Raw genomic sequence first — 12,095 nt, 5'->3', positions numbered from 1 at the left:
GAATTCATTCGAAATGATTAGTGATTTTTGTTGGTTTCCTTTCTCATTGTCGATTCTCGGATCATTAGCTGGGGCGCCAACACAATTTGCTGGAGCGGCAATTCCGGCGCGGCAATGCGCTGACACAGAAATTCCCAGGATGTTCGGCAAATTTCTTCGAGAGGCTGAGCGATCGTGGAGAGCTGTGTGTCCACAAACAGCGTATCCTCAATTCCATCGCATCCGATCAGTGCGACATCCGCTGGAATGGCGAGGCCGAGCTCATGGCAGCCTCGATAAAAGCCCAGCGCCAAACTATCATCCCAGCAAAAGATTCCGTCCACGCCATCGCTGTGCCGCCAATATTGTCGAAGCGATTCCCGCGCGGAAGCGCGCGTTGGCAGCGGAACGGCAATGATCTCCGGCGTTTGACCAGCCGCCGCGATCGCCGAGACATATCCGTCCCGCCGAGCGTCGCCGATCTGATTCGCGGCGCTGTAAATCCCCAGAGCGACTCGTTTGCATCCCGCTTCGATCAGATGACGTGTGGCCTGCGCCGCTCCTGCAAAGAGATCGACCCCCACGAAATCGCCGCCTTCCGTATGATAGTGTCCCACACTGACCCAGGGGGTGCGGCCGCCGGCCGGCGGAATATCGAAGGCTAAAACGCCGTCCACCTGCAAATCCGACATCCGCGCGGAGTTTCGGACGGCGTCGCAGCTGACAATCAGCGTTTCAAAGCCCGTCTCAATCGCTAAGCGCTGCACATGTTCGGCGACCTGCGCGTAGAACGGCGAAGAGATGCGCGGCAGCAGCAGCGCGATCTGCTGCGTTCGTCCCCGAGCAAGCGCCCGCGCATTCCGATTGGGCTGATAGCCAATCGCCGCCGCCGCATCCAGCACGCGCTGACGTGTGGCCTCCGGAACCGACGCGTTCTTCCGTCCACTGAAGACATAAGAAACCGTCGCGCGGGACACCCCCGCCACCCGAGCCACCTCTTCGCTTGTTGGAATTTTGTTCATTTCTGCTTCTTTGTTACGCGCGTAACAAAGAATATCATATCGATGCGCTCCTGTCAAGCAATATTCGCATAATTATGTTACTGTTCCGCGAATATGTCCTCCTTAAGTGTTCTGCGATTATGTCCTCGTCGAACCTTAAGGAATGGAGATATTGACGTTGACTGTCTCGGAACAAAGTATAATGGTCCCATAAATTCGGACAGTAAATGGGGCACAATTAAGGTGGATTCACCACCATGCCCAACACCCGAAAACAGTATTCCGCCGCCTTCAAAGCCCAGGTCGTTTTGGAGGCGCTCAAAGAGACAAAGACTGTTGCCCAGCTTGCTTCCGAGCATCAGATTCATCCGAACCTGCTGACCAAGTGGAAGCAGGAAGCCATCGCGGATTTGGCTCTCGTCTTTGAGCGAAAGAACTCGCAGGCCAAAGCTCAAGAAGCCCAGGAGCAAAAAGTCGAACAGCTTTACCAGGAGATCGGTCGCCTCACGACGCAGGTGAACTGGCTAAAAAAAAATCTGGCCTCGAACCTGACGCTTAACGAGCGCCTGGCCCTGGTCGAACGCGAAGAGCGCCATGCTATGCCGCTGCTCTGGCAGGCCGATCTGCTGTCCGTGGCGCGCAGCAGCTTGTACTACGAACCGCGTCCCGCTCGGGAGGCGGAGATCGCAATCAAGCATCGACTGGACGAATGGTACACCCAGCGGCCGTGTCTTGGAACACGCAAACTGGTGACGCTTTTGGCGCAGGAAGGCATCATCGTCGGGCGGCATACGATCCGTCGGTATCGTGCGGAAATGGGCCCGTTTACTCTGTATTGTGCGCCAAATCTGTCGAAGCCCAGTGGTCCAGACCACAAGATTTATCCGTACCTACTGAGCGGTCTTTGCATTGATCGACCCAATCAAGTCTGGGGCGTAGACATCACCTATATTCGGCTGCGCGGCGGCTTCCTTTATCTGGTAGCGTTCTTGGACTGGTTTTCCCGACACGTTGTCGCCTGGGAATTATCCGATACATTGGAAATGCCGTTCGTCCTGTCTTGTATAGATACGGCCCTAGGCCATGCTGTGCCTGAAATTGTCAACTCAGATCAGGGCAGTCATTTTACGAGTGAACGGTTCACCCGCCGATTTTTGGCGGCGGGAGCGCGCATCTCGATGGATGGTCGCGGACGCTATGTGGATAACATTTTCACGGAGCGCCTGTGGCGCAGCGTCAAACAAGAGGAAGTCTACCTCGCCGATTACGAAACGCCGCACGAGGCTCGCCAAGGTTTGGCGTCTTATTTGAAGTTCTACAATGAGGTTCGGCCGCATCAGTCACTAGGCAATCTGACGCCTGCGCTCGTCCATGCCGAACCGCACCGATTGATCCGAAAATGACCAAAAACGAAAGGACGCGATCCACCTTAAAAAAGGCTCTCAAACTGTCTTGACAAATTGGACCACCTTATTCCCCCTCCCGATCCTTCTGCACTGATTTCTGTACAATACACACAAGCACTCATTTTCAAAAGCCAGGGCGAGACTGTGCAGGCGCTAGCGAAATTCCGAGAAATTCTCTACCTCTCCGCCGAAGACTCCGAGACGCGTCTCGAAGCAGTCCAGCTTCTGCTGGAATTGGGTGAGCGAGAAGCGGCAATGAAAGAACTGGTGATTGCCATATTTAATGCGATGGATCCCGAAGTCTCGGAGAAGGCTCAGAAGTTATGGAAGGAGAATGTGTCGCATGTCATTGGAATCTGAGCTGACGGCGATCCGGCAAATTCTCGAACATCCTTCCGATGTTCAAACCCTCGATGTTGCGCTGGAGACTGTAAGTAAGGCTGTCGCGGCATTCCCAGATTCTCGGGAATTGTATGAACTGCTTGGCTTGCTTCGCTACATGTGTTCTCTTTACTCTTTGGAAGCATGGCCTCATCCTGATGAGGTAGAAACGGAATTACGGAAAGCGATTGAGATCGACCTCCGAAGCTATGAGAGCTATCTCTGGTTTGCCAAGGTATTAACTTTTGCCTGCAAATATGAGGCGTCTGATCTGGCGCTTTCGAAGGCGATGGAGTTCGCTGGCAATAAGGCTTATTGTTATCATGAGATCGCCCAACTGCTCAGAAATGGGGAAAGAGTCGTAGAAGCCTATCAGAAGGCCGTTGCGCTGGAGCCAGAGGAGTATCGCTGGCGCTTCCATCTCAGGCTTGCGTACGAGAGCCTTGGGCGATATGAAGAAGCTTTGAACGCATGGCAAGCGTCGGTGAGTTCGTCAGGAGATGATTTGACCTATCAAACATATCTCGCCGACGCGTATGTCATGAATGGAGACATTGACGAAGCTTCGCGCTTATGCGATGAAGTCTATCAAAAGATCCTATCGCTTGATTATGCCCGATTATGGGAAGACCGTCTCGACGTGATGGAGCAACATCATGTGTCTCTGCTCGTCACGGCGTGCATGACGCAGGCACTGGTTTTCAAAAGCAAGGGAGAGACAAATCAGGCAATCGCTAAATTCCAAGAGGCGCTTGCTCTCGTCTCCGACGCCCCCGAAGCGCGGTGCGAAATTGCCCTGATCCTCAGTGAAGCGGGACGGCAAGGCGACGCCATGACGCAGATGTCGATTGCCCGCTATCACCACGCGCTCAGAGAATACTATACATGCGGCTTTTCCGAACGCATCAACAGCACGGAAGGTATTCGATGGATTCTTGAGTACATGCGCTGGCCGAGTTTGGTGAATTGCGATTCGTGTCTCCCTCTTCCCAACGCTGTTTCTCCCGAGGGTGCGCCAATCTCCGTGGAAGCGGAAATGGAATTCATCCGGCAAACTCTGGAATCTGACCCGATCGCTTTGGAAATTGATGCCGCCCGAAATGCCATCGCGACTTCCCCGAATTCTTTTGAAGTGTACGCATTGTTGGCGCGCTGGCTATACATAGAAATTGAAAACCGAGGAAACAAGCAGCCTAACTATAACGAGGTGATTGACGCCGCGCAAAAGGCGATTGCTTTGAATTCGAAATACTATGATAGCTATCGCTGGCTGGCAAGATCTTTGTATCGGGATCATCGATACCAGGAAACCGAACAGGCGCTATCCATCGCTCTCAATCTTGCTGGCGATCAGGCGTTTCGATATCATGAGATTGGCAATCTATATCGGCTTTTGGAAATCGCAGCAACCAGTCTGCACAACCTACACAGCCGGCGCTATGCATTCCATGAAGAAGAGAATTTGATTAAAGCCCACCAAAAAGCGGTTGAGCTTGAGCCGCAAAATGAGGAGTGGCGGCGCGATCTACGGGAACTCTATGAACGTTGCGGTCGATACGAAGAGGCGTTGAATGTACAAAGGGCTTCCATGATTGTCGCGGGAGCCGAAATGGCCCACAAAGCGGGGCTGGCCCATTCCTTGATGATGAACGGCAATCTTGAGGAAGCCGAGCGTTTATGCAAAGATGTTTACCAGACGATCATGGCGCTCGATTACGTCATGAAGCCTGGCGAAGAGATCTCTCCCGATTTGAACGCCCTTATTTCTGTCGCCATGACCCAGGCGCGTATATTGAAAAAGCAAGGGGATTTGGATAAGGCGATTGAGAAGTTCCATGAGGCGCTTGCGTTCGCATCCTGGAACCCGGAGGCGCGTTGCCAAATCGCTCTGATCTTCTGGGAGCGGGGGGAGCGTGATCGGGCGCGGAAAGAACTCCAGTTTGTACGCAACAATTTTCTCTATCTCTATTTTTCTAATTCGCTCGGGCTCATAGAGCTGGATATTACGAGCGCTCAGGATATTACGAACCTCTTCCAGCAGTTGAAATGGCCGCTTTCGAGAGGATGATTGCTAAATCGTCGCCAAAAGTGCCTTCGCCGCTACAATTCGCCCACTATAGCGCAGCAACGCCTCCGCTGGAGATTTCCGGCGGAGGCGTTATTTTGATTCACTCTCAGAACTTGCCGGTGACGGAGGCGGCGATGCGCTGGTCGGGGTCGCTGCTGCTGGCGATGTCGAAGCGTGTTCCGTGGAGGTTGAAGCCCAGGCCCGCGACGAAACGGTCGTCGTCGTAGCCGGCGCGGAGGGCGAAGACGGGGCCGACGCGGTATTCGCCGCCGAGATGGAAGGTGGAGTTGGCGCCGTTCGCGCCGCTGAGGTTGTGCTCCTCGACGACGTAGCTGGCGTTCTCCTTGGTGTACATCGCGCCGAGGTCGAACTCGGTGCTGTTGGTGAAGTTAAAGTCGCCAGCTTGATCGTGTCCGCCGACCCGGCGCTTGAGATTGAATTTTGGCTGGAGCAGATTGCGCACGACGGCGGCGTAGCGCACGCCCAGGAAGGATTTGGATTGGAATCCAAGGTCCACGTCCAGCTTTTGATCGCTGACGCTGTTGTAGTTTGTCCCCGAGATGAGGTTATTGCTGGCGTCCGCCGTATAGCTCAATGCGCCGTAATCGGCGCGCACAAACTTGGGACTCACGCCAATCACGCCAACGGCGATAGGTACGGCGATGGGGACTGCCACGGTGCTCATCGCCAGCAGGCCGCCGTCGACCGAGACCTTGCGCTTATCCCCGATCTGCACGGCTGAAGGGCGTACGACGCCTGTGGGGATTAACCCAAGTCCCAGGCCCGGACCTGTTCCAGTTCCCGCGCTCAGCTTGAGGTTGACGGCGACGCCGCCGTAAGCGATGACGCCGAACTTGCCGAAGCTGAACCCTAGCGATGGAGCGCCGACGGCTTTGAGCGTGGCGGGACCGCCGTTCGGCTGCGCGCCGGCTTTGATGGCGAAGTTGTAGATGCTGTCAAAGGCGTCGTAGGCGGCCGTAACCTGGCCGGTCGATATTCCGCCGGTGGTGTTGTCGATCTGGTCACGGACCTTGGTGACATTGTCGACGACATCGTTGATATCGCTCCATTTGACATTGTCGGTTCGGGCCTCCGCGGAGAGGCCGAAGCTGAACTTGCCCGAATCGCCGATCGCCGCTGGGTTGGCGGCGGCGGAATCAATGCCGTCGTTCAGGAGCAGATCGGAACCGCCCATGCCGAGCGCATGGGCGCTGGCGCGGAACTGGCTGCGGTCGATATCGCCCGGCAGTACCTGCGCGTACACGGCGTGGGCCGCTCCGAATAAACTGACGGCGCCCGCTCCGGCGACAAACGCCAAGTGCCTCTTCATAAATACACGATCTCCTATGATCACGGATTGGGATTGTTCCGACGGGGAAGCGCGATACGATTATTCGTCTTCCGCTTGCCATTGCGGCTGCAGCGTTTGTGGGACTCCGAGATTTTGCAGCACGCGCGCGACAACGGTATCCACGACGTCTTCCACGGTTTTTGGCCGGTGGTAGAACGCGGGGACGGCGGGAAGGACGATCGCGCCCGCCTCTGTTACTGTTACCATGTTTCGGAGGTGAATTAAATGAAAAGGTGTATCGCGGGCCACAAGGATGAGCTTGCGGCGTTCTTTGAGGCACACGTCGGCGGAGCGGGTGGTGAGGTCGTTGGAGACGCCGGACGCGATCCGTCCCAGCGTGCCCATGGAGCACGGAATAATGACCATGCCGTCATGGACGAACGATCCAGAAGCGGGCGGGGTGTAGTAGTCTTTGGAGTCGAGAAATTGGATCGGCGCGTCGGCGTACTCTTCGCCCAGGTACTGGGCGGCGGTGAACGGGCGAGACAGAGAGCCGCCCGTTTCCGTGGAAAACACCATCGCCGCCTGGTCGGAGAGCATCAGGTAGATTTGATCGTAATGCCGGGACGCCTGCTGGAGAAACCGAATCGCGTACAGAGCGCCGCTGGCGCCGGTCACCGCAACGACGAGACGTTTGGGGTTGGGCATAAGATCAAAGGCAATTCTAGTCGTTGTCGCGCGGGATGCGGACCTTGACGCGGTCGCGAGTGGCGCGAGCAACTTTGGACAGCATATCGCTGAGGATCAGGCCGACGCCGAACGGGGCCATGGCCACCGCAAAGATATCATGTATTCCTAAGGCTTGCGCGCTGATGCCCACGGCGATCAGGCCAAAGCCGGACAAAACTTCGGTGCTGGTGAAAAGTGACTTTGCATCCATCCGGGAATTCCTCTTTCGTACAAGAAATTAACGCGTTTGAGATCTCTGTAAACCGGGTAGTAGAACCTAATTATACAGCACAATATTCTTTTCGGCAACTTTTCACAAAAAACTCACCGTATTTTTACCAGGGCGCAACCCTACGCCTCGATGCCAAGCGACCTCCAAATGGCGTCCACGCGCTGTTTGATCGCGGGCGTCATCGTCAGCACTTCCGGCCATTCCCGGGTGAATCCCTCATCCGGCCACTTGCGCGTGGCGTCCACCCCCATCTTCGATCCGAAGGCCATCAGCGGCGAGGCGTGGTCGAGAACGTCGATCGGTCCCTTCACAAATGTAATATCGCGTTCGGGGTCGATATTCGCGAAGGCGCGCCAAACGACTTCGCCGGGGTTCTGCACATCCACATCTTCATCCACCACGACGATACACTTCGTGAACATCATCTGCCCTAATCCCCAGAGGGCGTGCATGACTTTGAACGCGTGTCCCGGATATCGCTTCTTGATGCGAATGAGGGCAAGGTTGTGAAACGCGCCTTCCGACGGCAGGTGGTAGTCGATTATTTCCGGGACCATGAGGCGCGCGAGCGGCAGGAAGAGGCGCTCGGTGGCGAGGCCCAGATATTTGTCCTCCATCGGTGGCGGGCCGACGATGGTGCAGGGGTAGACGGCGCTGCGGCGATGCGTGATCGCCGTGATCCGAAAGACGGGGTAGTCGTCGGCGAGGCTGTAGTATCCGGTGTGGTCGCCAAACGGTCCCTCGCGCCGACGTTCGCTATGGGCGACATAGCCCTCCAGCACGAAGTCGGCGTCGGCGGGCACTTCCATGTCGATGGTCTTGCACTTCACCAACTCCACGGGTTTCTTGCGCAGGAAGCCGGCGAAGACCATCTCGTCGATCTCGTCGGGCAGGGGCGCAGTGGCGGCGTAAGTCAATGCGGGATCGCCGCCCAGAACGATGGCGACGGGAATATCGCGGCCCTTGGCTTCGTAGTTCGCATAGTGGCGGCTGCCCACTTTGTGACGCTGCCAGTGCATCCCCGTCTCGTGCGGACCTTGCTTCTGAATCCGATACATGCCGACGTTACGCTTGCCCGTGCCTTCGTCCTTGGTGAACACCAGCGGCAGGGTGATAAACGGCCCGCCGTCATCCGGCCAGCAGGTGAGGATCGGAAGCTCGTCGAGGTTCGCGTCCTTGCCAAGCTTCACGACCTCCTGGCACGGCGCCGTGACGGGAGAGATGAGCTTGGGCGCAATGGCGCCCAGAGCCGCGAGCTGCGGCAGGATCTGGATCTTGCCGAGCAGCGACGCCGGCATATTGGAGGGCAGTCTGGTAAGCGCGGCGATCTCGTCGGCGATCTCTTCGATGTCGTCCACGCCGAGCGCCCAGGACATGCGCTTCCGGGAGCCCATCAAATTGATCGCGAGCGGGAACTTCGATCCTTTCACGTTCTCAAAAAGCAGCGCGGGGCCGCCGCCCGGCATCTTCATGACGCGGTCCGCGATCTCCGTGATCTCCAGATAGGGATCGACTTGCTGCTGGATTCGCCGCAGCTCGCCGGCCTTGTCCAGACGCTGAATAAATTCGTGCAGTGATTGGTAAGCCATCACTTATTTCCATTCCGTGCGATTTTTCACAATGTGTCGAGCTTCGAGTATACCGGGGCGGGTGGGGGTTGTCAAGGCGACGGGAAAGCTCGTATTCCGCGCAGTGTGCAGAGAACGCCTGGCCGCCATAATTGAGGGTGTAGGCAATATCGAGCACAGTCCTACTGGAAACGCGGAGCGGCCTCTCCTGACGCCCCGCACGCCCATGCTTCGGTCGCCAGGCCGTCTGTGCTCGCCATAAATATCGAGGGGCCGTCCGAGCCGAGAGGTGCGGCGACATACGGCTCCTCGTTCCATTTTTACTGAAGGACAATTTCGTGGTATTGAAAATTGAAGGACCGGTCGTCGGAGCGTATTTTGTGACCAGCGATAAGCCGGACCCGCAGACACAGCGATCGGAAATGACGTGCTGGGCGGAGACGCACGGCTATCGTTCCTATGACCGCGATTTTGTCTACACGATCTATCGGCATGGTCAGCCCATTCGAGAATGGCGGCTCGTGCGCGGTCTCGCCAATTAGGCGATTGGCGCTCAAAATCGGCAAGTTTGCGTCTTCTCGCGGACAATACGGCGAATATTCGTCATAATGTTCGCGTGGAAGAACAACTTATCGATATATTTCGTCGCGGCGCCAACGACGCCTGGGACCTGAACCTCACTCCCGCTCAGCTCGATCAATTTCAGCAATACGCCGATCTGCTCGTGGAATGGAACGCGACGCGCATGAACCTGACGCGTCTCACCTCACCACGCGACATCGCCGTCAAGCACTTTCTGGATTCGCTCTCAGTCCTGCGCGTCATGCAGATCCCGCGGAATGCGCGCCTGATCGATGTCGGAACCGGCGCCGGTCTGCCCGGTCTCGCCCTCAAGATCGTCCGCCCGGACATCCATCTCACCCTGCTCGACTCCACCGCCAAAAAGCTCACCTTCTGCCGCGCTGTCGCGGACGCGCTGGCCCTCACCCGCGTCGACATTCTGCACGCCCGCGCCGAAGACGCCGCCAAAGAAATGGACCACGCCCACGCCTACGACGTCGTCACCGCGCGCGCCGTCGCGTCGCTCGCGAAGCTGCTGCCCTGGACCGCGCCCTTCCTCCTTTCCGGCGGCGTTCTGGTGGCGATGAAAGGCGCGAATGTGGATGAGGAGATGTCCGAGGGCCGGATCGCAGCGAAGAACTTCGGGATCAAGTTAGAGAAGCCCGTCTCGCTGATGCTTCCGGAGGCAGAGGAAGAAACGGAGCGGAAGATCGTGCTGGGGCGGCGGGTGTGAGCAAGTCCCACGGCACTCACAGGGTCTTCATTGAGGAAGTCTTTTGTTCGGCCAATTTCACCGGGTGGCATGCCGGCGGCTTTGCGCCGGCATGCCACCCAATAACTCGATGTTGGCGATTGCGTTATCGAAAGACCTACCTCATCCAAGAGTATTGAACGCGTGGGTTTTATACCCGCAGTTCAGTACTCTACCGCCGGAACAGCGAAATGATAATATCCAGGATCACCATGTACCAGAGGGTGCTTCGGCGGCCCTGCATGCCGCTTTCGATCGTTTTCCCGGCGCCATGCAGCACGCCCGTGATCCGGATCGGTACTTTGTTTTTGGCGCAGGCTTTGCAGCGAGCGCCCGCGACGCCCTGGACCATGCAGCGAGGGCAGATCGGGGTCGCGCAGCGGCCGCAGCGCAGGCGGGTGATGGTTTTGGTGTGCTTGTTGCAGTAAAACGCGGTCGGGTCGCCTTCGACCAGAACATCGGGCGGGGGAGCCTTGAGTTCTTTGCCGCAGCCGCCGCAAAATTTGTGGCCGGCGGGATTATCCGCCTTGCATTCATGACAGATCATCGGAGTTATCCTCGAAACTCTGCGTAACTTTCCCAATATTCTTGCGAAGAAATTGTACCCTCACGATGGGAATTCCCGGCGATGATTTGCCTGAAGCTGGCGAGCGACGTTGGTTCCGGAGAGCGCGCACAGCGGCAGGCCGCCGCCAGGGTGCGTGCCGCCGCCGACGAAGTATAACCCCTTCACATCCGGACAGACGTTGGGCGGCCGCAAAAACGCGTTGCGCCAGCCGTTGGAGCTCAGGCCGTAAACCGCCCCGCGCCGGGCGTTGTAGCGGCTTTGTAGGTCCAACGGCGTCCACATCTGCTCGACGACGATACGATCGCGCAGCCCCTTCAGCCCCATCGCCTCCAATTTATTCAAGACGATCTCGCGGTACGAGGCCGCCTCCCGTGTCCAATCGAACGCATCGCTGAGAGCGGGCGGGTTCGTCATGAGAAAAAGGTTGGAGCAGCCGGGCGGCGCTTTGCTCGGGTCGGTCACGCTCTGGCAGGCGACGCCGACGGTCGGATCGTCTGCGGGACGATGCCGGTCAAAGATGCTCCCAAACTCGGCTTCGAGATCGGTCGAAAGAAACGAGTTATGGTGCGCAAGCTGCGGATACTCGCCGCGCACTCCGAGCAAGAGCAGAAACGCCGAAGTGCTTGTCTCAACGGCGTCTGCTTTGCGATCGGGATAGTGGGGGCGGCTCTGGGGCGCCAGCAGGGATTTGTACGCCGCCAGCGTATCTTCGTTGCAGACGACGGCGTCGGCGTAGTGGCGCGCTCCGTTCTCCAGGGCGACGCCGCGCGCCCGTCCGTTTTTGACGATGATCTCACGCACGGGGCTGCTGGTCTGGATCGACACGCCGACATCTCGCGCCAATTCGACAAGCGCCTCCGCGAGTTTGTAGAGTCCGCCACGGACATAATAAGTCCCTTGCCGCCACTGGACATCGGCGACGGTGGCGAAGATCCCAGAGCTGCGGGCGGGATGCGAGCCGCTGTAAAGGGCGTAAAGTTCAAACACATCGCGCAGTCTGGGGTCGGAGAAGTGTTCGCGCACCACGTCGCGCAGCGTGCGCCAGGGCTTGAGCGCCAAAAACTCTCGCAGTTGTCCCCACTGCTCGCGCGTGGGAGCGCCGTGGACGCTTGCGCCGAAGTCGTTGCGCAGAAATGGGTCCGTGGTTGCATCCGAGACGCGTCGGGCGTAGTCGAGGAAGCGCGCGAAGCCCTGTTCTTCTCCCGGGGCGAACTCGGCGATAGCCTGTGTCGCGGCGTCGCGGTCGGCGGGAGCGTCCAGCGTCGCGCCGTCCGGGAAGTGATAGCGGCAGATCGTGTCGAGGGGAATCAGATCGACCGCGTCGGCCAGGCGGCGCCCGGCGGCGGCGAAGATTTCGTCGATGGCCCAGAGCATCGTGAGCACATGCGGGCCGGTATCGAATAGAAATCCATCATCCGACCAAACGTTGAGCTTGCCGCCGACCCTCTCATTCTTTTCAAACAACGTCACACGCGCTCCCCGCGCCGCCAGTTGTATTCCCGCCGAGAGGCCCCCCATACCGCCGCCGATCACAATGACATCCATGACGTCATTTTACCC

Annotated in this window: 12 protein-coding genes; 5 read left to right on the top strand and 7 right to left on the bottom strand. The window is 57.8% G+C overall.

The annotated features are described in order from the left end of the window. Positions 1–17: 17 nt before the first annotated feature. A complete protein-coding gene (locus D5261_RS22910) occupies positions 18–1,001 on the bottom strand; it encodes a LacI family DNA-binding transcriptional regulator (protein ID WP_125206375.1) in 984 nt (327 codons plus the stop codon). Positions 1,002–1,237: 236 nt separating this feature from the next. Here D5261_RS22910 and D5261_RS22905 point away from each other — a divergent pair, with 236 nt between their 5' ends. Genes D5261_RS22905 through D5261_RS22895 form a run of 3 tightly spaced genes read left to right on the top strand, consistent with a single transcriptional unit; the run spans position 1,238 to position 4,835 of the window. Further along, a complete protein-coding gene (locus D5261_RS22905; protein ID WP_301002154.1) occupies positions 1,238–2,383 on the top strand; it encodes an IS3 family transposase in 1,146 nt (381 codons plus the stop codon). 57 nt (positions 2,384–2,440) lie between these two features. Beyond that, positions 2,441–2,746 carry a tetratricopeptide repeat protein gene (locus tag D5261_RS22900; RefSeq protein ID WP_165864665.1) on the top strand — a complete coding sequence of 102 codons (306 nt, stop codon included), beginning with the start codon at positions 2,441–2,443 and terminating at the stop codon, positions 2,744–2,746. Next, positions 2,730–4,835 (top strand): tetratricopeptide repeat protein, encoded by a 2,106-nt coding sequence (locus D5261_RS22895; protein ID WP_165864666.1) that lies wholly within the window; start codon positions 2,730–2,732, stop codon positions 4,833–4,835. The genes D5261_RS22900 and D5261_RS22895 overlap by 17 nt, the downstream gene beginning before the upstream one ends. 106 nt (positions 4,836–4,941) lie before the next feature. Here the strand turns inward: D5261_RS22895 and traF are convergent, their stop codons facing one another. The 4 genes from traF to D5261_RS22875 all read right to left on the bottom strand — a co-directional run bounded on the left by traF (position 4,942) and on the right by D5261_RS22875 (position 8,676). Continuing rightward, positions 4,942–6,165, bottom strand: a complete 1,224-nt coding sequence (gene traF / locus D5261_RS22890; RefSeq protein WP_125206394.1) for a conjugal transfer protein TraF — start codon at positions 6,163–6,165, stop codon at positions 4,942–4,944. Between the two features lie 60 nt (positions 6,166–6,225). Beyond that, the gene (locus tag D5261_RS22885) at positions 6,226–6,834 is read right to left on the bottom strand and encodes a UbiX family flavin prenyltransferase (RefSeq protein ID WP_119325041.1); all 609 of its coding nucleotides are present in this window, start codon (positions 6,832–6,834) and stop codon (positions 6,226–6,228) included. A 16-nt stretch (positions 6,835–6,850) separates the two neighbouring features. After that, positions 6,851–7,066, bottom strand: a complete 216-nt coding sequence (locus tag D5261_RS22880; RefSeq protein WP_119325042.1) for a hypothetical protein — start codon at positions 7,064–7,066, stop codon at positions 6,851–6,853. Positions 7,067–7,206: 140 nt separating this feature from the next. Then, positions 7,207–8,676 carry a menaquinone biosynthesis decarboxylase gene (locus tag D5261_RS22875; protein ID WP_119325043.1) on the bottom strand — a complete coding sequence of 490 codons (1,470 nt, stop codon included), beginning with the start codon at positions 8,674–8,676 and terminating at the stop codon, positions 7,207–7,209. 317 nt (positions 8,677–8,993) lie between these two features. On the opposite strand from D5261_RS22875, the gene D5261_RS22870 reads away from it, so the two are divergent. Continuing rightward, complete coding sequence (locus D5261_RS22870) at positions 8,994–9,197, top strand: hypothetical protein (protein WP_125206395.1); 204 nt, start codon at positions 8,994–8,996, stop codon at positions 9,195–9,197. A gap of 74 nt (positions 9,198–9,271) precedes the next feature. Then, positions 9,272–9,949: a 16S rRNA (guanine(527)-N(7))-methyltransferase RsmG gene (rsmG, locus tag D5261_RS22865; RefSeq protein ID WP_165864667.1), complete on the top strand. Its 678-nt coding sequence runs from the start codon at positions 9,272–9,274 to the stop codon at positions 9,947–9,949. Positions 9,950–10,139: 190 nt separating this feature from the next. On the opposite strand, the gene D5261_RS22860 is transcribed toward rsmG, so the two are convergent. Together D5261_RS22860 and D5261_RS22855 are read right to left on the bottom strand one after the other, a co-directional pair. Beyond that, positions 10,140–10,514, bottom strand: coding sequence for a hypothetical protein (locus D5261_RS22860; RefSeq protein WP_119325046.1), 375 nt, complete (start codon positions 10,512–10,514; stop codon positions 10,140–10,142). 60 nt (positions 10,515–10,574) lie between these two features. Next, positions 10,575–12,080 (bottom strand): phytoene desaturase family protein, encoded by a 1,506-nt coding sequence (locus D5261_RS22855; protein WP_119325047.1) that lies wholly within the window; start codon positions 12,078–12,080, stop codon positions 10,575–10,577. Positions 12,081–12,095: the final 15 nt, after the last annotated feature.

The sequence above is a fragment of the Capsulimonas corticalis genome, assembly GCF_003574315.2.
Lineage (GTDB): Bacteria > Armatimonadota > Armatimonadia > Armatimonadales > Capsulimonadaceae > Capsulimonas > Capsulimonas corticalis.
Note: the sequence above shows the minus strand (reverse complement) of the source record. Positions and strands in the feature narration are given on the sequence as shown.